The sequence below is a fragment of the Roseinatronobacter domitianus genome (assembly GCF_023336755.1).
Lineage (GTDB): Bacteria > Pseudomonadota > Alphaproteobacteria > Rhodobacterales > Rhodobacteraceae > Roseinatronobacter > Roseinatronobacter domitianus.
On sequence record NZ_JALZWP010000006.1, the window covers coordinates 145813 to 171073 of the forward strand.

A 25261-nucleotide genomic window follows, 5' to 3' on the forward strand; every position below is an offset into this window, starting at 1 on the left:
CCGGTTGATTTCGCATCTTGTGCCACAGCTACGGATGTGAAACCAATTCATTATCTTCATCATGATTATGAGCGCGACATGCATATAGAATTCCGCCACCTGCGCACGATCAAGGCCATTCACGATGCGGGCGGGCTGGCGCGCGCCGCCGACCTGCTGAATATGACGCAATCGGCGCTGTCGCATCAGGTCAAGGGGCTGGAGGATCAGGCGGGGGTGGAATTGTTCGTGCGCCGCTCGAAACCCCTTAAGCTGTCGGCGGCCGGGCTGAAAATGCTGCGCGCCGCCGAAGACATCCTGCCGCGTGTCACGGCGCTGGAGGATGAATTCACCGGGCTGGTCAAGGGCAGTTCGGGGCGGCTGCATATTGCCATCGAATGCCATGCCTGTTTCGACTGGCTGTTCCCGGTGCTGGAGCAGTTCCGCAAGGCGTGGCCGGATGTCGATGTCGATATCCGCCCCGGTCTGGCGTTTGACGCCTTGCCCGCGTTGCGGCGCGAGGAGGTGGATCTGGTGATCTCTTCTGACCCGGAGGATCTGGACGGGGTGCAATTCCTGCCGCTGTTCGACTATGAACCGGTGTTCGTCGCCGCCAAGGGGCACCCGCTGGCCAAGAAAGAATTCATCGAGGCCGAGGATTTCCGCGACCAGACGCTGATTACCTACCCGGTGGAGCGCACGCGGCTGGACGTGTTCACCCAGCTTCTGACACCTGCACGGGTGGAGCCGCGCGCGGTGCGCCCGGTGGAACTGACAGCGGTCATCCTGCTGCTGGTCGCATCCGGGCGCGGCGTGTCGGTCCTGCCCGACTGGGTGCTGCGCGAGGTGCGGTATCATTCGGATTACGTCACCAAACGGCTGACAGCGCAGGGGCTAACGCGGCGGCTGTATGCGGCGGTGCGGGAAGAGGATTCGGCGAAACCCTTCATGGCGCATGTGCTGCGGCTGGCCCGGACGGAGCCGGTGAAGTTGCAGAGGGGGTGAGGGTGATTTTCCTCGTTTCTCTTCGTGTATGCTGAAACAAAAAATCATGGTGATTTGGTATGGAACGGTCCGCCGCTGAAGCACGGCAAGAGCTAATTCAAACCCTTGGTCAAGAGAATGGAGAGCTTGTAGATAATTTGCGAACGGATTGCGCATCTTTAAGACTACACTGGCGAATTTATCGGTCATTTTTTGGAACTAGCAAAGAAAGAGTTGACATGCTCAACTCGATCTCGGGAACGACTGCTCTCGTTCTTGAGAATTCGCTATGGCATGAAGTAATATTTCGTATTTGTCGCCTCAGTGATCCAAAGACTAGCCTCAAAGGAAAGTCTAAAAATGTATCGATAACTAGACTCGAAGACCTCATTGAAGAGCGTTCCAAGGAAGAAATACAAAAGAGCATTTCAGAGGCCGTCGCAGCGTCTGCTTTCGCGAAAACTCTTCGCAACAAGCTGTTGGCACATTCGGATGATGATGCGAGGAATAATCGAGGGGTTTTGATAACACGAGGAAGTAGACGTGATGTAACAAACGCGATTGATAGAATATGTGATTGCGTTCGCCTATACTACAGCGTCGCTCTCGACACTCACTTGGTAACACATCCAATTTCGAATCTTGGCGACGATGAAGTTAAAATAATCCAAACGATATATTTGGGTAAGCAAGAAATGCTTCGGATTGAAGCTGAGCGAAGAAGGCATCTGGCTGTCCGAGACTACAAAGCACTGGATGAGAACGAGACTCGTCTACCTGATTGGGTCACCTATCGCGATGACGAATTCAAAGATGGATAGTCAGACTTTCGGAGTGAAAAGGTTTGTTCGTTAATGTGGCAGGGTGATGAGATTGCACCCACCCCCAAACCTGCTACCCTCGCGCGACGCTACCGAAGGACAGGCATCATGCTCGAACTCACCGGCATTGGCGGTTTCATCATCCTCGCGCTCGCGCTGTGGGCGATCATTTCGACGATCAATTCCGGCGCCTCTACCGGGCGCAAGGTGCTGTGGTGTCTGATCGTGTTCTTCCTGCCGCTTCTGGGGTTCATCCTGTGGCTGCTCTTCGGCCCGCGCGCGCGGCGCTAAGGCCCGATTTCGGGGCTTTTCAACCCGCGCGCCCGCGCCTATAGTCGCGAATATGACCATGCTGCACCATATCCGCGCGATTGCGCTTGAAAGCCTGGCTCTACTTAGGGGCCTCTGAGCGTGCCGGACGGGCGCGCCGCTCAGAGGTGAGATGCGCCCGGACCAACCGCAGCAGACCCCAAGGAATACCCCCATGACCGAGAGCAAACAGGACCGCGTCCTGATTTTCGACACCACCCTGCGCGATGGCGAACAAAGCCCCGGCGCGACCATGTCCCACAGCGAAAAGCTGGAAATCGCGAGCCTTCTGGACGAGATGGGCGTGGATATCATTGAAGCGGGCTTTCCCATTGCCAGCGAGGGCGATTTCCAGGCCGTCTCGGAGATTGCGAAAAACGCCCGCAACGCCGTGATCTGTGGGCTGGCGCGCGCCAATCTTGGCGATATCGACCGCGCATGGGAGGCTGTGAAACACGCGCCGCAAGGGCGGATTCATACATTCATCGGCACCTCGCCCCTGCACCGCGACATCACGGCGCTGGATATGGACGGGATGGTCGCGCGTATTCACGACACCGTCACCCATGCGCGCAACCTGTGCGATGATGTGCAATGGTCGCCCATGGATGCCACCCGCACCGAGCATGATTTCCTGTGCCGGGTGGTGGAAACCGCGATCAAGGCGGGCGCGACCACGATCAACATTCCCGATACGGTGGGCTATACCTACCCGCGCGAGTCGGCCGAGCTGATCCGTATGTTGCTGGAGCGCGTGCCCGGTGCCGATGCGATCACCTTCGCCACGCATTGCCATAATGACCTTGGCATGGCCACCGCCAACGCCTTGGCCGCTGTTGAGGCGGGCGCGCGGCAGGTGGAATGCACGATCAACGGTCTGGGCGAGCGCGCGGGCAACACCGCTTTGGAAGAGGTGGTCATGGCGCTGCGCGTGCGCGGCGACATTCTGCCCTACGCCACCGGCATCGACACCACCAAGATCATGGGCCTGTCGCGCATGGTTGCCGCCGTGTCGGGCTTTCCGGTGCAGTATAACAAGGCTGTCGTCGGCAAGAACGCGTTTGCGCATGAATCCGGTATTCATCAGGACGGGATGCTGAAGAACAAAGAAACCTTCGAGATCATGCGCCCCGAGGATATTGGCTTGGCGGCGACAAACCTTGTGATGGGCAAGCATTCGGGCCGCGCGGCATTGCGCGCCAAGCTGTCGGAACTGGGCTATGAGTTGGGCGACAACCAGTTGAAGGATGTGTTCGTGCGGTTCAAGGCGCTGGCCGATCGCAAGAAGGAAGTTTACGACGACGACCTGATCGCGCTGATGGCCGAAACGAGCCTGTCGGATGAGGATGCCTATCTGCAAGTCAAGCGCCTGCGCGTAATCTGTGGCACCGAGGGGCCGCAGGAAGCAGAACTGACAATGCGCATTGGCGGCGTCGAACGCTTTGTCGATGCCACCGGGGATGGCCCGGTGGATGCCACCTTCAACGCGGTGAAAATGCTGCACCCCCATGAGGCCCGGCTGGAACTGTACCAGGTTCATGCCGTGACCGAGGGCACCGATGCACAGGCCACGGTCAGTGTGCGGCTGGCGCTGGATGGCGTGGTCTATTCCGGGCAGTCCTCGGACACTGACACAGTGGTTGCCAGCGCCAAGGCTTATGTCAACGCGTTGAACCGGCTGGTGATGCACCAGCATCGGGGCAACCTGTCGGCGCTGATGTCGAGCGCGGGCTGAACCTGGCCAGACGTGGGGGGGCATTCTGCCCCCCACACCCCCCTGAGAGTATTTGCGGCAAGATGAAGAGGGCTGCTTGACCCTTCCGCGCTTGTCAGGCAATGCAGCGCCATGCTCAGGATTGACAACATCACCTTCGCCATGCAGGGCAACCCATTGTTTGAGGGTGCCTCTGCGACCATTCCGACTGGCCACAAGGTGGGCATTGTCGGGCGCAACGGGGCGGGGAAAACCACGCTCTTTCGCATATTGCGCGGCGAATACCCGCTCGAAGGCGGCAAGATAGACCTACCCGCCCGCGCCAAGATCGGCGGCGTGGCACAAGAGGTGCCGTCCTCGTCCACATCCTTGCTGGACACGGTGCTGGAAGCCGATACCGAGCGCGCGGCGCTGATGGCCGAAGCCGAGACCGCGACGGACCCGGAACGCATTGCCGCCGTGCAAACGCGGCTGGCCGATATTGACGCATGGTCGGCTGAAGGGCGCGCGGCGACCATCCTGAAAGGCTTGGGCTTTGACGCGCAAGCGCAGGCGCGGCCTTGTTCCGATTTCTCGGGCGGTTGGCGGATGCGGGTGGCTTTGGCCGGGGTGTTGTTCGCGCAGCCCGACTTGTTGCTGCTGGATGAACCGACCAACTATCTGGATCTGGAAGGCGCTTTGTGGCTGGAAGGCTACCTGATGCGCTACCCGCATACGGTGCTGATTATCAGCCATGATCGGGGCCTGTTGAACCGCGCGGTGGGGCACATCCTGCACCTCGAAGACCGCAAGCTGACGCTGTATACCGGCGGTTATGACGGGTTTGCCAAACTGCGGGCCGAGCGCCGCGCCGCACTTGCCGCCGAGGCTGACAAGGTGGCGGCCAAGCGTGCGCATATGCAGAAATTCGTCGACCGCTTCCGCGCGCAGGCGACCAAGGCCAAGCAGGCGCAATCGCGGCTGAAGATGCTGGAGAAGCTGTCGCCCATCACACCCCCTGCCGAGGCCGCGCGCCATGTGTTCAGCTTTCCCGAACCCGAGGAGCTATCGCCCCCCATTCTGCGGCTGGAAGGAGCAAGCGTGGGCTATGACGGCCCGCCGGTGCTGCGGGGCTTGGACCTGCGGATTGACCAGGATGACCGCATCGCGCTGTTGGGGCGCAATGGGGAGGGCAAATCGACGCTGTCAAAGCTGCTGGCTGGCAAGCTGGACGGCAGCGGCACACTGACGCGCGCGACCAAGCTGCGGGTGGGCTATTTCGCCCAGCATCAGGTCGATGAGCTGGAACTCGACGAGACACCCTTGCAGCATTTGCAGCGCGAACGCCCGCATGAAGCCCCGCCGCGCCTGCGCGCGCGTTTGGCGGGTTTTGGGCTGATGGCCGAGCAAGCCGAAACCATCGTGCGCAAACTGTCGGGCGGGCAGAAGGCGCGGCTGTCTCTGCTGCTGGCGACGCTGGATGCGCCGCATATGCTGATATTGGATGAGCCGACCAACCACCTTGACATCGAATCCCGCGAGGCGCTGGTCGAGGCGCTGACCGCCTATACCGGCGCGGTCATTCTGGTCAGCCATGACATGCATTTGCTGTCGCTGGTCGCGGACCGGCTATGGTTGGTCAAGGACGGCAATGTGCGCCCCTATGAAGGGGATCTGGACGCTTATCGCGCGACGCTTCTTGCAGGGGACGACAAACCCGCCCGTGCCCCGGCGCCAAAACCCAAACGCGCCAGCCGCGACGAGATCAGCTCTATGCGCCAAGAGGTCAGCCGCGCCGAAGCGCGCATCGCCAAGCTGGAAGATATGCGCGACAAGCTGGCGAAAAAGTTGGCCGACCCTGCGATCTATGAAGAAGAGCGCGCCGGCGATCTGCGCGTATGGCAAGCCAAATACGCCGAGGTGATGGACGCGATGGACCGTGCCGAGGCGCTTTGGATCGCCGCGCAGGAAAGCTACGAGAAAGCCACCGCCTAGAATGTATCGCGGTTACGCGATACGCTCTAACCTGTTGATAACGAATGTCCCGCAAACGCAAAACCGGTTCACAATTTTGCGCGGCGTGCTTTAGCCCATGAGCATATCATCCGCGCCCAGCCGGTCGTAATGCAGCTTCAGGCGTTGCAACCCAATGCGCAGCACGATCTTGCCCGAGCGCGCGCACCAGCCCATTGCCTGTTCGGCGCTTTCCACCCCTTCAAGGTGGCAACAAACGCGCAGCACCATGTCCGACAGGCCAGGGCCAAGGTCTTGCAGCGCGCCCAGCACTCGGCCCCGCGCAGCCCGCGTGCCGGGTGGGGCAATATTGGGGCCGGGCAGCGCACGTTTCTGAAGCGCGCGGGTCAGACGGTCCACGGGCATCGGCTCCAGCCGGTCAAGTTGCGCCATCACGAAATCCTCGCGCAGCCGGTCGGCCGCATGCACCAGTTCGGGCACAAGAAAGGCTGTGCCCGACTTGTCGCGCCGACGCGCCAGAACGGCGATCGGGGTTTCCACTGTCCCGTAGCGGACCCGGCGGGCCGTGGGGCTGTCATCATCCTGCGCCCGCAACGCGGCCAAGCCTTCGGGGCTTGCGACATAGCTGCGCACCCGACCTTCGCGACAACAGGTAATCCACGCCTTCAGCGCCAGCATTTCGGCCAGAGTTCGGTCGAACACGCGCACCCGTTCGGTGCGGCCCTGCCCCATGTCCCGCAAGACCATCGCCTTGGGCATGTCGGGGGCCACGACAAGCTGTGCGCCCGGCATATCTAGATCGCGCAACACTGACACAAGGTCGCCAGAGGACCACGTGGGGGCGGTGGCGTCATGCACAAGGCAAGTGGATTGGGCCATATCGGAACGCTCCGTCTTGTTTTGGGGGGGCGGTGGTTCGCGCAGCACCTGGTCCAGCCGGTTCAGCGCATCATCCACCAAAGGGTCGTCGCGCCGGTTCTCAAACCGGCGGACCTGGCGCAGCACGGTCGAGGCATGGCACCCGGAATTGCGCGCAAGCGCACGCAGCGACAGGCCTTCTGCCGTGTGCGACAGGTAAAGCCGTGCGCCCTTGGGCACCCAGTCGGGCAAGGATGCGCCGACCACCAAGGTGCAACCGGGGTCCACGCGGGTTTGTGCTGACATGCCGCGCCGTGCTCCTTTTCGAAAAACAGCCTATAGTTGCATTTATTACCGGGCGGTTAACCGTGATCCGATTGCGCAAGGATGCCGGGAAATCCCTAAACACGGTTGAACGCAGCGCGCGCTGAGGCACGCTGAAAACGCAACACTTGGAAAGCTGTGCGATTATTCAGCTCTGTTTGTTTCAGGAGTTCGCAGATGGACCAATCCACACATGGCTTGCAAACCACGATCCGGCCTCGCCTTATGGTTGTCGCCGCACGACATGGGCTGGCGCAATATGACCGCGCGCGCAGCCTTGGGCGCCTGTTGGGCCTGCCGCTGGGATAAGGCTTGCCCGACGCGGCCACGGCGCAGGATACCCTTGTGCGCCGCGAGGCCGAAATGGAGCGCGCGCGGCGCAATCACGACGCAAGCTGGCATCCCGCTTAACATGTGCTGGTGATGACCGCGCTCTTGCACGAAGCGCGCAGCCGGGCCGAGGGCATGGCATCGAACGCGGTTTGATAAGCTGTCGCGGGCGCCTTATGCAAAGCTAAAGCGAAAAACGCTCCGCCGCGATCGAGTCCTGCCGCAAGCGGGTCTCAAATGCGCGTGAGATGTGTTCTTTCAGCGCATTGTAGGCAGCGTCGCCGTCGCCAGAGGCAATGGCTTCGACAATGGCGGAATGCTCTTCCAGCGTGCGTTCGCCCCGCCCGGCCACCGAAATCGAGGTGCTGGCCAAGAGCGCCATCGACCGATGGACAAGGTCAAGTTGTTGCACAAGGTAGCGATTATGCGAGGCAAGGTGGATCTGCTTGTGAAACCGGCGGTTGGCCCGGCTTAGCGCCTGAGGGTCGCCCATCAGCCGCGCGTCTTCCTCTATCATGATCCGCAGCAACCGCACTTCTTCATCGGTCGCGTGGCGTGCCGCAAGCCGGGCGGCCAGCCCCTCCAGTTCCGAGCGCACAATATAAAGTTCGGCCAGTTGGTTGTGGTCAAGCGACGCCACGATCAGCGAGCGCCCGTCGCGTGTCAGCAAGGATTGCGTTTCCAGCCGTTGCAGGGCTTCGCGGATCGGGGTGCGCGACACGCCGAAACGATCCGCCAGTTCCGATTCCACCAAACGGTCGCCGGGCTTGTAAACGCCGACATCTATCGCTTCCAGTATCAGGGAATACGCGTCCTTGAGGAGTTTGGTCTCGGTCATCTTGTGCTCTTGTGTCGTGGACTTCGACAAAACAGCGATTTTGACAGAAAGACAACCCGCAATCCTTGCCACTCTGCGCCGCGCGGCTATGCTACGTCCCATGCCAGCCGCTTTTTTCAGCCATGTCCGCACTTGGGTCTTCGACCTCGACAACACTCTCTACCCCTCGCATATGGGGGTGTTCGACCAGATCGACAGGCGCATGACGGCCTATATCATGGACGCGCTGGGGCTGGAGCGCGCGGCGGCGGACCGGATGCGCCATGATTACTGGCAACGCTACGGCACCACGCTGGCCGGGCTGATGCGCGAGCATGACATGGACCCCGAACCTTATATGATCGCGGTGCATGATATCGACTTTTCGGTGCTCTCGCCGGATGCGGATTTGCGCGCCCGGATCGCGGCGCTGCCGGGGCGCAAAATTGTCTACACCAACGGGTCGGCACCCTATGCTCAGCGTGTGCTGGAAGCGCGCGGGCTGGATGGTCTGTTTGGTGCGCTTTATGGCGTGGAACATGCCGGTTATCGGCCAAAGCCCGAAGCCGATGCCTTTGCAACGGTCTTTGCATTGGATGGGCTGGACCCGAAGGCCGCAGCTATGTTCGAGGATGATCCCCGCAATCTGGCGGCACCACATGCCATGGGCTTGCGCACCGTGCATGTTGCGCCAGACCCGGAAGATGCCATCCACATCCACCATCACACCCCCGATTTGACAGGGTTTCTGGCTGCGCTGACACGCTAGGCCGGACACCTGCGCGATTGTGCCGCGCGACAATCTGCCATGCTGCGCTGCCGCGTGCGAAAACGTATTTCCACTTCAAATCTTTTGGAGGAACCACCCAATGACCATGACCCTCGACGCCGGAAATACCAACGCCACCGCCAAGGACCCGAATTCGACTGTCGCGATCTGGGTCGCCATCGCGGTGTTCCTGACCGTCTTGGGCGGGTCGGCAGCAATCTTTGGTCTGGTCGGGCTGGTCGCGGTCATGGTGCCGGCTGCTCTTGGGATGGTCCTTATCCTGCTGCGGATTGTCACCGAAGGCATGTAACAGGGCAAGCTGCCGCATTGCCCTTTGACGCGCGCGTATTATGCTGTGCTCCACGTAGAAGGAGAGAGCAGATGCGGGCGCGTTTTGATATTGTCGTATCGGGTGGCGGAATTGCGGGGCTAAGTGCGGCGGCTGTCTTCGGATCGCAGGGCTACAGCGTTCTATGCGTGGACCCGACGCCCCCGGTGATGGCCGAAGCAGACCCGACATCGGATCTGCGCACCACAGCGTTTTTGCAACCCTCGGTCGCGGTTTTGGAACTTGCGGGCCTTTGGGAACGTTACAAAGCTCACGCCACCCCCTTGCAGGTGATGCGCATTGTCGATGCGGGTGGCGACCAGCCCGAACCGCGTGTCAGCCATGACTTTGACGCCGCCGATATTTCAGAGCAACCTTTCGGATGGAACCTGCCTAACTGGCTGCTGCGCCGCGAATGCGTCGCGCGGCTGGAAGAGCTGCCCAATGTCACCTTTCGACCCGGTATTGGCACGCGCCGCCTGACAACGCGTGAAAGTGCTGCCATCGTGGGACTGAGCGATGGCACCTCGGTCGAGGCGCGGCTGCTGGTCGCCGCTGATGGCCGCAATTCACCGATGCGGCAGGCGCTGGGTATCGGGGTGCGCACCACGCGCTTTGGGCAAAAGGCGCTGGCCTTCGCCGTCACACATCCGGTTCCGCATGAGAATGTCTCGACAGAGATTCACCGCTCTGGTGGCCCGTTCACCTTCGTGCCGCTGCCCGACCGTGACGGAAAACCCTGTTCCGCCATTGTCTGGATGGAAACCGGGGTCGAGGCCGCGCGCCTGGCCGCCCTGCCCGTGCCCGAGTTCGAACGTGAGATGAACCGCCGGTCATGCGGGCTGTTCGGGCGGTTAACGCTGGCCTCGCGCCGCACAGTCTGGCCGATCATCAGCCAGATTGCAGAGCGGTTTCACGGGCAGCGCACGGCGCTGATGGCCGAAGCCGCGCATGTCGTCCCGCCCATCGGGGCGCAAGGGCTGAATATGTCTATGGCCGATCTGACGGCGCTGACCCGGTTGATGACGCCGGACAATCTGGGCGAAGCCGCACCGCTTGCGGCCTATACACGGCAACGTATGCCCGATGTCGCGCTGCGGGTGACGGGCGTGGGGATGCTGAACCGCGCGTCGATGCTGGACGCACGCCCCTTGCGCGACGCCCGCGCCGCAGCACTGAACGCGATGTATTCAGCAGCTCCGATGCGCCGGACGCTGATGCAACTGGGAATCGGCGTGCGTTAAGCACGCAAAAAGCCGCGCGAGCCTGTCGCGCGGCTTTTTCTGCGACCAACCGGCCTCAGGCGTGGATCGCACCGTCGCCGCAGGCCAACGCCGCTTCGCGCACCGCTTCGGAATAGGTCGGGTGCGCATGGCAGGTGCGCGCCAAGTCTTCGGCAGCGGCGCCAAATTCCATAGCCACGCAAATTTCATGGATCAGGTCGCCCGCATAAGGCCCGATGATATGCGCGCCAAGGATGCGGTCGCTGTCCTTATCGGCAAGGATTTTAACAAACCCGTCCGCCGCGAAATTCGCCTTCGCGCGGCCATTGCCCATAAAGCTGAACTTGCCAACCTTGTAGGCGCGGCCTTGATCCTTGAGCGTCTCTTCGGTTTCACCCACGGACGCGACCTCTGGCCAGGTGTAGATCACGCCGGGAATAACGCCGTAATTGACATGGCCCGCCTGCCCCGCCAGCACTTCGGCCACGGCCATGCCTTCATCCTCGGCTTTATGCGCGAGCATTGGGCCGTCGATCGCGTCGCCAATCGCGTAGATGCCGTCAACGCTGGTCTTGTAATGGCTGTCGGTGGCGATCTGGCCGCGCTTGGTGATCTCGACCCCCAACGCCTCCAGCCCAAGACCATCGGTATAGGGGCGGCGCCCCGTGGCCAGCAGCACCGTGTCGGCATCGAGCGTGTGTTCGCTATCATCCTTGCGCAGCTTGTAGGTGACGGTGGCCTTGGTCTTGGTCGCCGTGGCCCCCTGCACCGCCGCACCCAGAACAAACTTCAGGCCCTGCTTGGTCAGTAGCTTCTGGAAGGTCTTGGCCACCTCTGCATCATTGCCGGGGATGATGCGGTCAAGGTATTCGACCACCGTCACCTCTGCCCCCAGACGCGCATAGACAGAGCCCATTTCCAGCCCGATCACACCTGCGCCGATCACGACCAGCTTTTTCGGAATCTTGCCAAGTTCCAGCGCGCCGGTCGAGGTGACAATCACCTTTTCATCCACCTCTACGCCCGGCAGCGGGCTGCTTTCCGACCCGGAGGCGATGACGATCTTTTTGGCCTCATGCACCGTGTCGCCCACTTTCACCTGACCGGGCGCGGGGATGCTGGCCCAGCCTTTCAACCAGTCGACCTTGTTCTTTTTGAACAGAAACTCGATGCCCTTGGTGTTCTGACCGATCGTATCGGCCTTGTAAGACAGCATCTTTTTCCAGTCGACCTTGGGCTTCGCCCCGGTCAGGCCCATCGCGTCAAAATTATGGGCTGCTTCGTGCAACTGATGCGTGGCGTGCAGCAGCGCCTTCGACGGGATGCAGCCAACGTTCAGGCAGGTGCCGCCCAAGGTCTCGCGCCCTTCGACGCAGGCCACCTTCAGGCCAAGCTGGGCCGCGCGGATGGCACAGACATAGCCGCCGGGGCCGGAACCGATGACGATGAGATCGTAGGACATGAGATTTCCTTTTTGTTGCCGGGGTCAGGGGGCGCTTCGCCCCCCTCGGGCCTGTCGGCCCTCACCCCCCGAGGATATTTGGGCAAGGATGAAACACTAGAGAAGCGCAATCACAAGGAGCAGGATAGAGCAAAGATATCCGATTCCGAAGAAGACCGAACGCCAAGGTTGCCAGCCAAACAGATAGGCTGGCACAAAGAGGAAGCGTGCGCCCAGATAGGCAAGCGCGAGCGCGCCGGTAAGCAGGCTTTCCTTGCCTGCGAGTGTGACAGTGGTCACGGCCACGGCAAAGAGTAGCAGCGCCTCTTGATGGTTTTGATAGGCGCGCTGTAGCCGCGCAGTGCCCGGTGAAAGCGGCTGCGGTGGATCGGTGTCGCGTGGCGAGATAAAATAGCGCGACCCGATTTCCAGATTGGCCCTCAACGCGACATGCGCCAGTTGCGCGGCCCAAAGCAGGCCAGCGCTGGCGAGGCAGATCAACTCTAAGCTCATGCAACCCCCTCTATCCGGTCGGGTTCGTAACCGAAAGCCGCGAAATCGGCCGCGAAGATGGACGCGATGCGGGCGCGCGCCTCCGGGGTGAAAAACGGGGTCGGGTCGGTTTTAGGCTGCCGGTTCCGCGGCTGCATTGCGCTATGGGGCAGTTCGCGACCCAGCCGCGCGCAAACCTCTGCATAAAAGCTGCCAAAGTCTTCGGTGCGACCGATGATGTCCGGGCGCAGGATTTCTGGGCGGATATTGGTGGTTTGCGGGCGGAAATGAGCATCGGCCATCCAACCGCCAAGCGCGTCTTCGGCGGCGACCCAATCAAGGAACCGCACAAACCCGTCGGGCGTGCCAATGTGGCGCGCCCAGTCAAAGCCCACAAGCGCGGTCATGCGCAGGCGATGACGGGCGAAAGCTTCGGACCCGGCTTGCTGCGCGCGGCAGATATAGAAATACCCCGATAGCGCGCGGCTGGCCGGGTGGCGCACCGTTGTGAAACGCAGGCATTGCCCCAAGGCGGCCTGCGCATCAGACACATCAGGATGTTCGGGCAGGCGTGCCAGAAGCCGCGCCTCTGCCAGCCGGTGGGTGATCGTGTCTTGCTCGAACGGATTGGCGATCTCGGCGCTCAGCGGTTGACCAAATTCCAGCGCGAACAGAAATGCCAGCACCGAACTGGAGCCGGCCTTGTTATTGGGCTTGAACGCCCAGGCCAGATTGCGCGGCACGAAGGTATAGAGGAAATACTGGTGCAACCTGTTGCGGTTGGCAAACGCATCGGGCAGCGACCGGAACGCGGGATCGGTCGCGGCGCGCTGCGCGGCATGGTCACGCAAGGGCGCCGCGAAAACGTCGTTCAATGGCTTGGTTTGCGAGGAGGAGGTCATAAACAGCCCTTGCTGGCCGGGTTGCGCGCGCTGCCAAGCAACGCGCGCTACGCTTGCTTACAGGTCCATCAACAGGCGGCGCGGGTCTTCCAGCGCCTCTTTCACCCGCACAAGGAAGGTCACGGCGCCTTTGCCGTCCACGATCCGGTGATCGTAGCTGAGCGCCAGATACATCATCGGGCGCGCAACGATCTGGCCTTTGACGACCATGGGGCGTTCCTGGATCTTGTGCATGCCCAAAATACCCGATTGCGGCGGGTTCAGAATGGGCGAGGACATGAGCGAGCCATAGACGCCACCATTCGAGATGGTAAAGCTGCCGCCCTGCATATCGGCCATCGAGAGCTTGCCGTCGCGGGCGCGGCGCCCCATGGCGGCGATGGTCTTTTCGATCTCGGCAAAGCCCATCTTGTGGGCGTCACGCAGCACCGGCACCACCAACCCGTTCGGCGTGCCCACCGCGACACCCATATGAACGTAATTCTTGTAGACCACGTCCGTGCCGTCAATCTCGGCATTCACCTCGGGCACTTCATTCAGGGCATGACAGCAGGCTTTCACGAAGAAGGACATGAACCCCATCTTCACGCCGTGCTTCTTTTCAAACGCGTCCTTGTACTCGTTGCGCAGCTCCATGATGCCGCCCATATCCGCCTCGTTATAGGTGGTCAGCATGGCGGCGGTGTTCTGCGCTTCTTTCAGGCGGCGCGCGATGGTCTGGCGCAGCTTGGTCATGCGCACACGCTCTTCGCGGGCGGCGTCATCGGCGGTGCTGGGGGCGCGCGGGGTTTGGGCAGGTTGGGCGGGCGCGGTCGGCGCGGGCGTAGCCTGCGGCGCCGGGGCCGACCCTGCCTTCTGCACATCTTCCTTCATGATGCGACCGTCGCGGCCAGAGCCAGCAACCTGATCGCGCGACAGCCCTTTTTCGGCCATCAGCTTCTTGGCCGATGGCGCATCTTCCACATCGCGGCTTGCGCCGCCCGTGCCGCCCATTGCCGGGGCCGCATCGGGCACCACGGGGGCTTGCGCCCCAGCCTCACCCGAGATCACCGCCAATTTTCCGCCAGCCTGCACGGTCGCACCTTCGGCAGCAAGGATTTCACCCAATACGCCGGCCGCGGGGCTGGGCACTTCGACCGACACTTTGTCGGTTTCCAGCTCACAGAGCATCTCATCGACTGCGACCGCGTCGCCCGGTTTCTTGAACCAGCTTGCAACCGTGGCTTCTGACACGCTTTCGCCCAATGCAGGCACCATCACGTCCACAGCCTCTACCTTGGAGGCTTCGGCTTTTGGTTCCGACTTAGGGGCCGGGGCCGCCGCCTCGCCCGCACCGATCATCGCCAATAGCGCGTCGACACCGACAGTCTCACCTTCTTGTGCGACGATCTCTCCCATTGTGCCCGCGACGGGGCTGGGCACTTCGACCGTCACCTTGTCGGTTTCCAGCTCGCACAGCATTTCATCGGCTGCAACCGGGTCGCCGGGCTTCTTGAACCATGTGGCGACGGTCGCCTCGGTTACGCTTTCGCCCAGAGTGGGCACTCGAACTTCGGTGGACATAGTTTTGTTATCCCTCGATTGTCAGCGCTTCGTTCACGAGCGCATGCTGTTGTGCTTTGTGTTGGCTGGCCAGCCCCGTTGCCGGAGAGGCAGAAGCCACGCGACCGACATAGCTTGGACGTTTGGTCTTGCCTTTCAGACGGCCCAGAACCCATTCAAGGTTCGGTTCGATGAACGACCACGCGCCTTGGTTCTTGGGTTCTTCCTGGCACCAGACCACATCGGCATTCGGGAAGCGTTCCAGTTCCTTCAGCAGCGACATGGCCGGGAAGGGGTAGAACTGTTCCAAGCGCAGCAAGTAGACATCATCCGCCCCGCGCGCATCGCGTTCTTCCAGCAGGTCGAAATAGACCTTGCCCGAAGAGATGACGACGCGGCGGATATTGTCATCCGCTTTCAGTTTCAGATCGCTGTTGCCGCGTTCGGCGTCATCCCACAGCACCCGGTGGAAGCTGGACCCGTCAGTGAAATCGCTGGCCTCTGAGATGCACATCTTGTGGCGCAAGAGCGACTTTGGCGTCATAAGCACCAATGGTTTGCGGAAGGTGCGGTGCAACTGCCGGCGCAAGATGTGAAAGTAGTTCGCCGGGGTCGAGCAATTGGCGACAATCCAGTTATCCTGCGCGCATTGTTGCAAGAACCGTTCCAATCGGGCCGAGGAATGTTCCGGCCCCTGCCCTTCAAATCCATGCGGCAGCAGCATAACCAGCCCCGACATGCGCAACCATTTGCTTTCGCCCGACGAAATGAACTGGTCGAACATGATCTGCGCGCCATTGGCGAAATCGCCAAATTGCGCTTCCCACAGCACCAAAGCGTTCGGTTCGGCCAAGGAATAGCCATACTCGAACCCCAGCACCGCGTATTCCGACAGCATGGAATCGATGACCTCATACCGCGCCTGACCTTCCTTGATGTGGTTCAAGGGGTAATGGCGGTCCTCGGTTTGCTGGTCGACAAAGGCGGAATGGCGCTGGCTGAACGTGCCGCGCGTGCTGTCCTGACCTGACAGGCGCACGGGGTAGCCCTCAACGGCAAGGCTGCCGAAAGCAAGCGCCTCGGCGGTGGCCCAATCGAACCCCTTGCCGCTGTAAAACATTTCTTTCTTGGCGTCCAATTGCCGCGCGACAGTCTTGTGAATATTGAAACCCTCGGGAATCGTGGTCAGCGCAGTGCCGATTTGGACCATCGTCTCGGGCGCGATAGAGGTCTGGCCGCGCTGGTATTCTTCACCCTTGCGGTTCATGTGAGACCAGCGCCCATCCAGCCAGTCGGCCTTGTTGGGCTTGTAGGTTTTGCCAGTCTCGAACTCGTCATTCAGGAACGCCTGAAAGGCGGCCTTCATGTCCTCGATTTCACCCTCGGGGATCAGACCATCCTGCACCAACCGTTCCGTATAAAGCTGAAGCGTCGATTTGTGCTTCTTGATGCGTGTATACATCGACGGGTTGGTGAACATCGGTTCATCACCTTCGTTATGGCCGAAGCGGCGATAACAGATGATATCAATGACCACATCTTTCAGGAATTTCTGGCGGTATTCGGTGGCGACCTTGGCGGCGTGGACGACCGCTTCCGGGTCGTCGCCGTTGACATGGAAGATCGGCGCTTCGACCATCAGTGCAATGTCGGTCGGATAGGGCGAGGACCGGCTGAAGCTGGGCGCGGTGGTAAACCCGATCTGGTTGTTGACCACGATATGAATGGTGCCGCCGGTGCGATGACCGCGCAGGCCGGACAGGCCAAAGCCTTCGGCTACCACACCCTGACCGGCAAACGCCGCGTCACCATGCAGCAAAATACCCAGCACCGAACGGCGTTCGGTGTCGTTGACCTGATCTTGCTTGGCGCGGACCTTGCCCAAGACAACGGGGTTCACCGCCTCCAGATGCGAGGGGTTGGCGGTCAGCGACAGGTGCACGGCGTTGCCGTCGAACTCACGGTCCGAAGACGCGCCAAGATGGTATTTCACATCGCCAGAGCCATCGACATCTTCGGGCTTGAAGCTGCCGCCCTGAAATTCGTTGAAAATGGCGCGGTAGGGTTTGCCCATCACGTTGGCCAGAATGTTCAAACGGCCCCGATGCGGCATCCCGATGGCGATTTCCTTCACCCCAAGCGCACCGCCGCGTTTGATGATCTGCTCCATCGCCGGGATCGTCGCTTCGGCCCCGTCCAGACCAAAACGCTTGGTGCCCATGTATTTGACATGCAGGAATTTCTCAAAGCCCTCGGCCTCGACCAGCTTGTTCAGAATCGCGCGGCGACCTTGCTTGGTAAAGGCAATTTCCTTTCCAAGCCCTTCGATCCGTTCTTTCAGCCAGCCAACCTGTTCGGGGTCGGAAATATGCATGAATTGCAGCGCGAAAGTACCGCAATAGGTGCGTTTCAGAATGTCGAGGATCTGGTTCAGGCTTGCAACCTCCATCCCCAGGACATTGTCGAGGAAGATGGGGCGGTCCATATCCGCATCGGTAAAACCATAGCTGCGCGGGTCCAGTTCGGGATGCGGTTCTTCCTTGCGCATCTCCAGCGGGTCCAGCTCTGCCACCAAGTGGCCCCGGATACGGTAGGCCCGGATAATCATCAACGCGCGCACCGAATCCAGCACGGCCGCGCGCACCTGCGCATCCGACAGGCTGATGCCTTTTTCTGCGGCTTTCCCGGTGATCTTCTTGGCGGCGTCCTTCTGCTCGGGCGGGGCCGGCCATTCGCCGGTCAGGGCAGAGGTCAGCTCATCCGCGGGCATGGGCGGCCAGTCGCCGCGCGCCCAGCTTGGGCCATTCGCCGCGGCCTGCGCGTCTTGCGCAGACTCGTTCAGTGACTGGAAATAGGCCTGCCAGACATCATCGACCGACGCGGGGTCTGTCGCGTGGCGCGCCTGCAAGGCTTCGACATAGTCGGCGTTGTGACCGGCCAGAAAGCTCTCGCTGGTCATGCCGTTATTCGGGCTGTGATCGTTCATTTCATCACCTGTAAGGTCGAGAAGAGTGCCTGCGCGTTACCGGACGCGCGGTTCCGGGCCGTAAGCATTGGCGCCGCGCTGGCTGGGCCGCGACATCCACCACACAATCACCATGCCCGCGCAAAGCTGCGCCACGCCAAGCGCCACAAAAGTCGTGATAGAGACATCGACCGCGACATTGCTTCCGCTGAACACGCCGCCGCTTTGACCGATGCCGCCAATGCCACCGGCGAACATGGCGCGGGTCAGGCTGCCGCTCATCAGCGTGCTGACAACGACAATTCCCGACGGGATCAGCAACCACCAACCGGGGCGGCCCGTATCCTGCAATCGCCGCCAGCCAACCGCAAGGAACGGGATGAAAACGGCAAGCTGGAAAAGCGCGACCAACGCGCCGCGCCCCGATCCAAAGATCGCCATTTCCAACAGCCCAAGCAGAAAAGCACCGCCGAAAACGAACAGGAAAAACCACCAGTATTCCGGCCTGCGCGCGCGGCCCTTAAAGGTAAAGGCGTTGCGAAACCCGCTGATAATGGCGTTACTGAAGGTCATTCCCGTTACTCCTTGGGCGGGCGCGCGGCTATTTGCCGATAGCTGCCAGAACCGCCTCGCCCAAACCGGCGGGGCTTTCCGCCACGACAATGCCCGCACTTTTCATCGCTTCGATCTTATCCTCTGCGCCGCCTTTGCCGCCAGCCACGATTGCGCCGGCATGGCCCATGCGACGACCGGGAGGCGCTGTGCGCCCGGCAATGAACCCGGCAACGGGCTTCTTGCGCCCGCGCTTGGCTTCATCTTTCAGGAATTGCGCGGCTTCTTCTTCGGCACTCCCCCCGATTTCCCCGATCATGATGATCGAATGCGTCTCATCATCGGCCAAAAACCATTCCAAAACGTCAATATGCTCGGTCCCCTTGATGGGGTCGCCGCCAATGCCCACGCAGGTCGACTGCCCAAGGCCCACATCAGTGGTCTGCTTCACGGCCTCATAGGTCAGCGTGCCAGAGCGCGACACAACGCCGACGGACCCGCGACGGTGGATATGGCCGGGCATAATACCGATTTTGCAAGCGTCTGGCGTGATGACACCGGGGCAGTTCGGGCCAATCAGCTTGGACCGGCTGCCTTCCAGCGCGCGCTTCACGCGCATCATATCCAGCACCGGGATGCCTTCGGTGATGCAGACGATCAGTTCCATCTCGGCGTCAATCGCTTCCAGAATGGAATCAGCCGCGAAGGGCGGCGGCACATAGATGACCGACGCGTTGGCTTCTGTCTTGGCCTTTGCTTCATGCACGCTGTCGAACACCGGCAGGTCCAGATGGGTCTGGCCACCTTTGCCGGGCGTGACGCCGCCGACCATTTGCGTGCCATAAGCGATAGCTTGTTCAGAGTGGAAGGTGCCCTGCGAGCCAGTGAAGCCCTGACAGATGACCTTGGTGTTTTTATCTACGAGAACAGCCATTAGTCTTACCCCTTCACCGCTTTGACGATCTTCTGCGCGCCATCTTTCAGGTCGTCCGCCGCGATCACGTTCAGCCCGGAATTCGCAATGATTTCCTTGCCTTGTTCCACATTCGTGCCTTCAAGGCGCACCACCAGCGGCACTTGCAGGCCGACTTCTTTGACCGCGGCGATGACGCCCTCGGCGATGATGTCGCAGCGCATGATGCCGCCGAAGATGTTGACCAGAATGCCTTTGACGTTCGGATCGGATGTGATGATCTTGAAGGCTTCCGTCACCTTCTCTGTCGTTGCACCACCGCCCACGTCCAGGAAGTTGGCGGGTTCGGCACCATACAGCTTGATGATGTCCATTGTCGCCATGGCCAGACCTGCGCCATTGACCATGCAGCCAATCTCGCCATCGAGCGCGATATAGTTCAGGTCGTATTTGCTGGCCTGCAGTTCCTTGGGGTCTTCTTCCGTCTCATCGCGCAGGGCCAGAATGTCGGACTGGCGGTAAAGCGCGTTGGAATCGAAGCCCATCTTCGCGTCGAGGCATTTCAGATCGCCCGAGTCGCTGACGATCAGCGGGTTGATTTCGATCATCTCGGCGTCACGCTCGACGAACAGCTTGTAAAGCTTGCCGACCAGATCGACGCATTGCTTGATCTGCTTGCCTTGCAGCCCAAGCGCAAAGGCCACACGGCGGCCGTGGAAGCCCTGAATGCCCGTGGCCGGATCGACCGAGAAAGACAGGATTTTTTCGGGCGTGTTGGCCGCCACTTCTTCAATGTCCATGCCGCCTTCGGTGGACACGACAAAGCTGATGCGGCTGCTGACACGGTCGACCAACAGCGCCAGATACAATTCGCGCTCGATGTCAGAGCCGTCTTCGATGTAAATACGGCCAACCTGCTTGCCTGCGGGGCCGGTCTGATGCGTGACCAGCGTGCGGCCCAGCATCTGCTTGGCCATTTCTTCCGCCTCGCCTACCGACTTGGCCAGACGCACACCGCCTTTTTCGCCAGCCGACGCTTCTTTGAAGCTGCCTTTGCCGCGACCGCCTGCATGGATCTGCGCCTTGACCACCCAAAGCGGGCCGTCCAATTCGCCCGCAGCGGTTTTCGCTTCTTCGGCGCGCAGCACAACGCGACCATCCGACACCGGCACCCCGTAAGAGCGCAGCAGCCCCTTGGCCTGGTATTCGTGAATATTCATGACACTGTCCCATTTCGGCTTTCAGTTGCGCCGTGCATGGCAGAATCATGACAAAAAACAATGACAAACTGCGTCAAAATCTCGCAACCTGCGCGAAATCGGAATTTTGTGATCACTTGATTGAAAACTGTGATCACAAATAGCAAACGGTTGCGCTACCACAGCCTTATGCGCGGCAAAACGGAAAAAGGGCCGCGACTCGGGCGGCCCTTTCTCGGGATCATGGGGTGTGCCGGGTTACGCCAGCGTCGGGTCGATCCCCTTGCAGGCCTCAACCAGCCCTTTGACCGCATCAACGGATTTGTCGAACATCGCCTGTTCATCTTTGGCCAGCTTGATGTCGATGACCTTCTCGATGCCATTCGCGCCGATGATGGTGGGAACGCCGACATACATGCCCTTCAGCCCGAATTCGCCGTCGCAATAGGCGGCACAGGGCAGCAGGCGGCGCTGATCTTTCAGGTAGGCTTCGGCCATTTCAATGGCACTGGTCGCAGGCGCGTAAAAGGCCGACCCGGTTTTCAGCAGACCAACGATTTCGGCGCCACCATCGCGGGTGCGCTGCACGATGGCATCCAGCTTGTCCTGGGTGGTCCAGCCCATGCTGACCAGATCGGGCAGCGGAATGCCGGCCACGGTGGAATAGCGGGTCAGGGGCACCATCGTGTCGCCATGGCCGCCCAGCACGAAAGCGGTCACATCGCGCATGGAGACGTTGAATTCCACGCTCAGGAAGTGACGGAAGCGCGCCGAATCCAGAACGCCTGCCATGCCGACAACCTTGTTATGCGGCAGGCCGGAAAACTCGCGCAGCGCCCAGACCATCGCGTCCAGCGGGTTGGTGATGCAGATCACGAACGCGTCGGGCGCATTGGCGGCAATCCCCTCGCCCACGGATTTCATGACCTTCAGGTTAATGCCCAGCAGGTCGTCGCGGCTCATCCCCGGTTTGCGCGGCACGCCGGCGGTCACGATGCAGACATCGGCGCCCGCGATATCGGCGTAATCGGTGGTGCCCTTCAGCGCCGCATCGAACCCTTCGGACGGGCCGGATTCGGCAATGTCCAGCGCCTTGCCCTGCGGGGTGCCATCTGCAATGTCGAACAGGACGACATCGCCCAGTTCCTTGAGGGCGACGAGATGCGCGAGCGTCCCGCCAATCTGTCCGGCACCGATAAGTGCAATTTTGGGTCTGGCCATGATGTGTCTCCGGCTCTGTCAAAAAGATGGCACTTGCGTAGTCCGGTTTGCGGGGCTGCGCAAGGGTGCGGCCCTGTGGTCGCGCAAACAGGCGGCTAGAGCGGCAAGCCCTGTTCCAGTGCCGCGCGCAGATGATCCAGCGCAAGTGCCAGATTTTCATCAACGATATGCAGGTATTCGGTCCAGCTATGCAGCCCTTCCAGTGGGGTCGCACCGTCGGATATGCCGCGCAGCGCGATCAGGGGCAGACCGTGGCGTTGGCACGCGCGCAGCACGGCGAAACTTTCCATATCGACCATATCCTGCGCGATCGTGTCATATCCCGCACCCGTCACGACATTTGCCCCGGTCGACAGGCTGGCCAAGGCCAGACCCGGCACCAGAGGCGCAAGCGGCTGAATTGCGGGCAGGTCCAGCAGCGGGGTGGCCCCTTTTTCGAACCCCAGCGCAGAGGCATCCATGTCGCGATAGGCCACGTGGCTGGCCTGATACACCGCGCAATGCTCCAGACGCGCCGCGCCGGCAGACCCAAGGCTGACCACCAGATCAGGCAGGCCCCCGTCACGGGCCAGCCCTTCAAGGGTCGCGGCCATGACCACCGCCGCCTCTATCGGGCCGATGCCGGTGATAAGCGGCTGGATGCGGGCTTGCAGATGCGGCCCGTATTCCGGTGCAGCCGCCATCTGGAAAAGAATACGCGCACCGCCCCAGCTTTCGATCCGCATGCGTCGCCCCTGTTCTGACATGGTCGCCGCGCGACCCTTGTGCGGCCAGCTAACACCAATTGCGCAAACAAGGCAAACTGGCGCGCCTGCGGCGTTGAAACCGCATTGCCAGAGAGGCCGCAACGCCCCATATCTGGGACATGTTGAAACTCTCACCCATTCTTCTGGCCATCGGCTACGCGCTGGTGATGTATCTTTTCTCTAGCTGGCGCACCAAGCGCGAGCTGGACGCGCATTCGACCGAATTGGCCGACCCGAAGCTGAAAACGCTGACGGATCACTTCGCGGGAGCGGTCGGCGTGCCTGCAATCAAGGTGCATATTTACGAGATAGAGCCGGTGAACGGGCTGGCCGCGCCCGATGGGCGCATCTTCATCACGCGCGGTTTTTACAACAAGTATCGCGCAGGCGAGGTGACTGCGGCGGAAATGGCCAGCGTCATCGCGCATGAGTTGGGCCATGTCGCCCTTGGCCATACCCGCAAACGGATGATCGACTTTTCCGGCACCAATGCCATTCGCATGGCCTTGGCGGCGGTGTTCAACCGCTTTCTTCCGGGCCTGGGCGTGCTGATTGCCAATGCGCTGACATCGCTGCTGGCGTCGAAACTTAGCCGCAATGATGAATATGAGGCCGATGCCTACGCGTCTGCGCTGATGGTCAAAGCCGGAATTGGGACCGGACCGCAGAAATCGCTGTTCCTCAAGCTGAACACGCTGACCGGGGTCGGCGGCGGAATGCCCGCATGGATGATGAGCCATCCCTCCACCGAGGACCGTATCCGCGCCATCGAGGAGAACGAGGCCCGCTGGAAACTGAGCCCCAAAAATTAAAGGGGGGCGCTGGCCGTTGCCTTTTTGGGGGCGCTGCCCCCGGTGCGCGGCCGCGCCCCTCCCCCGGGATATTTTTGCAAGGATGAATGGGTCAGATGACGACGCCCGCCCCTTCGGTGGAATCGCCCACTGTGGCCCGGAACGCCCGGAACAATTCGCGCCCAATGCCGTAATCGTTTTCGGACAGGTCGATGGTCAGGGGCGTGCGGCTGTCGAAATCGGGTTCCAGCACGTCGAGCGCGCCAGTGGTCGCATCGAGCAGCAGCTTGTCGCCGTCACGCAGCCTGGCGAGCGGGCCGCCCTTGGCAGCTTCGGGCGCGACATGGATCGCGGCGGGCACTTTGCCGCTGGCACCCGACATGCGCCCATCGGTAACAAGCGCGACCTTCAGCCCGCGATCTTGCAACACCGACAGGATGGGCGTCAGCGAGTGCAATTCCGGCATGCCATTGGCCGCCGGACCCTGAAAACGGACAACGATGATCGTATCTTCGGTGATCTCGCCCGCTTGAAAGGCTGTCTTGACCGATACCTGATCGTGGAAAATGCGGGCCCGGGCCTCTATGATGTGGCGCGACGGGTCCACGGCCGACACTTTGATGACGCCCTGCCCCAGATTGCCGGAAAGCTGCGTCAGACCACCCGTGGACTGGAACGGGTCGGACATGGGCCGCAGGATCTTGGCGTTGAGGGTTTCGCCCGCGCCATCTTCCCAGACCAGCGCGCCATCCTTCAACTTGGGTTCCTGAGCGTAACGCCTCAGACCGTCACCCGCGATGGTGCTGACATCATCATGCAGAAGCCCGGCCTCGAGCAATTCGCCGATCATGAAGCCCAAGCCCCCGGCGGCGTGGAAATGGTTCACATCGGCCAGACCATTGGGATAGACCTTGGCCATCAGCGGGACGGTTGCCGAAATGTCGGCGAAATCTTCGAGCGCAAGGTGAATGCCAGCCGCGCGCGCCATGGCGGGCAGATGCAGCACAAGATTGGTGGAGCCGCCCGTGGCCATCAGCCCGACCATGCCATTGACGAAGGCGCGTTCATCCAGGATTTGCCCGGCGGGGCGGTAGTCATTGCCAAGCGCCGTGATTTCCAGCGCGCGTTGGGCAGACGCCGTGGTCAGCGCCTCTCGCAAAGGCGTGCCGGGATTGACGAAGCTGGCACCGGGCAGGTGCAGGCCCATGAATTCCATCAACATCTGGTTGGTATTGGCCGTGCCGTAGAAAGTGCAGGTGCCGGGGCCGTGATAGCTGGCCATCTCGGCTTTCATCAATTCCTCGCGGCTGATCTCGCCCTTGGCGAATTGCTGGCGGACGCGCGCTTTCTCGTCATTGGGCAGGCCGCTGACCATGGGCCCGGCCGGCACAAAGACCGTCGGCACATGGCCGAAGGTGGCCGCCGCGATAATCAAGCCCGGCACGATCTTGTCGCACACGCCCAGATAAACGGCTGCGTCAAAACAGTTGTGGCTCATGGCGACACCGGCGGCCAAGGCGATCGTGTCGCGCGAGAACAGCGACAATTCCATCCCCGGCTGACCTTGGGTCACACCGTCACACATGGCGGGCACGCCGCCTGCGACCTGCGCGGTGGCCCCCACGGCGCGGGCGGCAGCGCGAATTTTCTCCGGGTAATGCTCGAACGGCTGATGCGCCGAGAGCATATCGTTATAGGCCGTCACAATCCCCAGATTGGGCGCGCGCCCGCCCGCCAGCGCGTCTTTGTCATCGCCCATCGCGGCATAGGCATGGGCCTGATTGCCGCAAGACAGATGCGCGCGCACCGGTCCCGCTTCGGCCGCGCGGGCTATGCGCTCCAGGTAAGCATCGCGGCTGGCTTTGGAGCGCGCGCGGATGCGGTCGGTCACGGCATCTATGGTTGGGTTGAGCGGCATGGCGTATCCTCCGGTCAAAGGCTGTGCGGCGTTTGATAAGGATGTAGCAAGTTAGCGCTAACAAATCAATGGTAACCGGTGAGCCTTGCAATTGGCGCAAAGCGGGATTGCGAAACTGTCGGATGCAATGCTGCAACGCGGCATCTAGATAAGCGTCAAACCTGTAAACC

Annotated in this window: 23 protein-coding genes; 10 read left to right on the plus strand and 13 right to left on the minus strand. The window is 61.3% G+C overall.

Annotated elements, in window-relative coordinates; all coding sequences use genetic code 11:
- The first annotated feature begins 78 nt into the window (after positions 1-78).
- From M3N55_RS08170 to M3N55_RS08190, 5 genes are all read left to right on the plus strand, one after another.
- Complete coding sequence (locus M3N55_RS08170) at positions 79-984, plus strand: LysR family transcriptional regulator (protein ID WP_249058036.1); 906 nt, start codon at positions 79-81, stop codon at positions 982-984.
- Between the two features lie 59 nt (positions 985-1043).
- Positions 1044-1784 carry an AbiU2 domain-containing protein gene (locus M3N55_RS08175; RefSeq protein ID WP_249058037.1) on the plus strand — a complete coding sequence of 247 codons (741 nt, stop codon included), beginning with the start codon at positions 1044-1046 and terminating at the stop codon, positions 1782-1784.
- Positions 1785-1892: 108 nt separating this feature from the next.
- Positions 1893-2075 (plus strand): PLD nuclease N-terminal domain-containing protein, encoded by a 183-nt coding sequence (locus M3N55_RS08180; RefSeq protein ID WP_249058038.1) that lies wholly within the window; start codon positions 1893-1895, stop codon positions 2073-2075.
- A 193-nt stretch (positions 2076-2268) separates the two neighbouring features.
- Complete coding sequence (locus M3N55_RS08185) at positions 2269-3828, plus strand: 2-isopropylmalate synthase (RefSeq protein WP_249058039.1); 1560 nt, start codon at positions 2269-2271, stop codon at positions 3826-3828.
- A gap of 111 nt (positions 3829-3939) precedes the next feature.
- Positions 3940-5781 carry an ABC-F family ATP-binding cassette domain-containing protein gene (locus M3N55_RS08190; RefSeq protein ID WP_249058040.1) on the plus strand — a complete coding sequence of 614 codons (1842 nt, stop codon included), beginning with the start codon at positions 3940-3942 and terminating at the stop codon, positions 5779-5781.
- A gap of 90 nt (positions 5782-5871) precedes the next feature.
- Here M3N55_RS08190 and M3N55_RS08195 read toward each other — a convergent pair whose 3' ends face one another.
- Positions 5872-6924, minus strand: a complete 1053-nt coding sequence (locus M3N55_RS08195; RefSeq protein WP_249058041.1) for a DUF6456 domain-containing protein — start codon at positions 6922-6924, stop codon at positions 5872-5874.
- Between the two features lie 195 nt (positions 6925-7119).
- Between M3N55_RS08195 and M3N55_RS08200 the strand changes: the two genes are divergently transcribed.
- Positions 7120-7251, plus strand: coding sequence for a DUF6477 family protein (locus M3N55_RS08200; RefSeq protein WP_249058042.1), 132 nt, complete (start codon positions 7120-7122; stop codon positions 7249-7251).
- 205 nt (positions 7252-7456) lie between these two features.
- Here M3N55_RS08200 and M3N55_RS08205 read toward each other — a convergent pair whose 3' ends face one another.
- The gene (locus tag M3N55_RS08205) at positions 7457-8110 is read right to left on the minus strand and encodes a GntR family transcriptional regulator (RefSeq protein WP_249058043.1); all 654 of its coding nucleotides are present in this window, start codon (positions 8108-8110) and stop codon (positions 7457-7459) included.
- 100 nt (positions 8111-8210) lie between these two features.
- Between M3N55_RS08205 and M3N55_RS08210 the strand changes: the two genes are divergently transcribed.
- The 3 genes from M3N55_RS08210 (at position 8211) to M3N55_RS08220 (ending at position 10430) form a co-directional block, all read left to right on the plus strand.
- Positions 8211-8858 carry a pyrimidine 5'-nucleotidase gene (locus tag M3N55_RS08210; protein ID WP_249058044.1) on the plus strand — a complete coding sequence of 216 codons (648 nt, stop codon included), beginning with the start codon at positions 8211-8213 and terminating at the stop codon, positions 8856-8858.
- A gap of 100 nt (positions 8859-8958) precedes the next feature.
- Positions 8959-9168: a hypothetical protein gene (locus M3N55_RS08215; RefSeq protein WP_249058045.1), complete on the plus strand. Its 210-nt coding sequence runs from the start codon at positions 8959-8961 to the stop codon at positions 9166-9168.
- Between the two features lie 71 nt (positions 9169-9239).
- Positions 9240-10430 (plus strand): UbiH/UbiF family hydroxylase, encoded by a 1191-nt coding sequence (locus tag M3N55_RS08220; protein WP_249058046.1) that lies wholly within the window; start codon positions 9240-9242, stop codon positions 10428-10430.
- A 55-nt stretch (positions 10431-10485) separates the two neighbouring features.
- Here the strand turns inward: M3N55_RS08220 and lpdA are convergent, their stop codons facing one another.
- The 10 genes from lpdA to M3N55_RS08270 all read right to left on the minus strand — a co-directional run bounded on the left by lpdA (position 10486) and on the right by M3N55_RS08270 (position 22361).
- A complete protein-coding gene (gene lpdA, locus M3N55_RS08225) occupies positions 10486-11871 on the minus strand; it encodes a dihydrolipoyl dehydrogenase (RefSeq protein WP_249058047.1) in 1386 nt (461 codons plus the stop codon).
- A gap of 96 nt (positions 11872-11967) precedes the next feature.
- Positions 11968-12363 carry an MAPEG family protein gene (locus tag M3N55_RS08230; RefSeq protein ID WP_249058048.1) on the minus strand — a complete coding sequence of 132 codons (396 nt, stop codon included), beginning with the start codon at positions 12361-12363 and terminating at the stop codon, positions 11968-11970.
- Positions 12360-13244, minus strand: coding sequence for a sulfotransferase family 2 domain-containing protein (locus M3N55_RS08235; protein ID WP_249058049.1), 885 nt, complete (start codon positions 13242-13244; stop codon positions 12360-12362). Before M3N55_RS08235 ends, M3N55_RS08230 begins: the two co-directional genes overlap by 4 nt.
- Before the next feature lie 57 nt (positions 13245-13301).
- A complete protein-coding gene (odhB, locus tag M3N55_RS08240; protein WP_249058050.1) occupies positions 13302-14807 on the minus strand; it encodes a 2-oxoglutarate dehydrogenase complex dihydrolipoyllysine-residue succinyltransferase in 1506 nt (501 codons plus the stop codon).
- A gap of 7 nt (positions 14808-14814) precedes the next feature.
- A complete protein-coding gene (locus M3N55_RS08245; protein ID WP_249058051.1) occupies positions 14815-17772 on the minus strand; it encodes a 2-oxoglutarate dehydrogenase E1 component in 2958 nt (985 codons plus the stop codon).
- 36 nt (positions 17773-17808) lie between these two features.
- The gene (locus M3N55_RS08250) at positions 17809-18324 is read right to left on the minus strand and encodes a DUF805 domain-containing protein (RefSeq protein WP_249058052.1); all 516 of its coding nucleotides are present in this window, start codon (positions 18322-18324) and stop codon (positions 17809-17811) included.
- A gap of 28 nt (positions 18325-18352) precedes the next feature.
- On the minus strand, positions 18353-19237 hold the full coding sequence (sucD, locus tag M3N55_RS08255; RefSeq protein ID WP_249058053.1) for a succinate--CoA ligase subunit alpha: 885 nt from the start codon (positions 19235-19237) through the stop codon (positions 18353-18355).
- A 5-nt stretch (positions 19238-19242) separates the two neighbouring features.
- Entirely contained in the window at positions 19243-20436 is a 1194-nt protein-coding gene (gene sucC, locus M3N55_RS08260; protein ID WP_249058054.1) for an ADP-forming succinate--CoA ligase subunit beta, read from the minus strand.
- Between the two features lie 237 nt (positions 20437-20673).
- Positions 20674-21636: a malate dehydrogenase gene (gene mdh, locus M3N55_RS08265; protein WP_249058055.1), complete on the minus strand. Its 963-nt coding sequence runs from the start codon at positions 21634-21636 to the stop codon at positions 20674-20676.
- Between the two features lie 95 nt (positions 21637-21731).
- Positions 21732-22361, minus strand: a complete 630-nt coding sequence (locus M3N55_RS08270; RefSeq protein ID WP_249058056.1) for a 5'-methylthioadenosine/S-adenosylhomocysteine nucleosidase — start codon at positions 22359-22361, stop codon at positions 21732-21734.
- Positions 22362-22501: 140 nt separating this feature from the next.
- Between M3N55_RS08270 and M3N55_RS08275 the strand changes: the two genes are divergently transcribed.
- Complete coding sequence (locus M3N55_RS08275) at positions 22502-23194, plus strand: M48 family metallopeptidase (RefSeq protein WP_249058057.1); 693 nt, start codon at positions 22502-22504, stop codon at positions 23192-23194.
- Positions 23195-23285: 91 nt separating this feature from the next.
- Here M3N55_RS08275 and edd read toward each other — a convergent pair whose 3' ends face one another.
- On the minus strand, positions 23286-25091 hold the full coding sequence (gene edd, locus M3N55_RS08280) for a phosphogluconate dehydratase (protein WP_249058058.1): 1806 nt from the start codon (positions 25089-25091) through the stop codon (positions 23286-23288).
- Positions 25092-25261 lie beyond the last annotated feature (170 nt).